Here is a 260-nt window from a genome sequence, read left to right as displayed (position 1 = left end):
CGAATCTAAAGGCCGGGAGTTCGAATCTCTCAGGGTGCACCATTTATAACGGGAAGTAGCTCAGCTTGGTAGAGCACTTGGTTTGGGACCAAGGGGTCGCAGGTTCGAATCCTGTCTTCCCGACCATTTATTTTTTGGTCTTTGAAAACTGAACGATGAGGCAAAAAAAGTTTTACAAGTTTTGATTGAAGCGCAAGCTTCGTCATTTTCAAGAGCTATATCAAATTCTTTGGAGAGTTTGATCCTGGCTCAGGACGAAC

At 44.2% G+C, this 260-nt stretch carries 1 tRNA gene; it reads left to right on the top strand.

The window, feature by feature from the left end:
• The first annotated feature begins 49 nt into the window (after positions 1-49).
• Positions 50-126, top strand: a tRNA-Pro gene (locus tag EVJ29_RS15360).
• Positions 127-260: the final 134 nt, after the last annotated feature.

This window comes from Exiguobacterium sp. SH4S7 (genome assembly GCF_004336795.1).
Classification (GTDB): domain Bacteria; phylum Bacillota; class Bacilli; order Exiguobacteriales; family Exiguobacteriaceae; genus Exiguobacterium; species Exiguobacterium aurantiacum_A.
The sequence above is the reverse complement of the archived record's forward strand: the minus strand, read 5'-3'. Positions and strand labels throughout refer to the sequence as shown.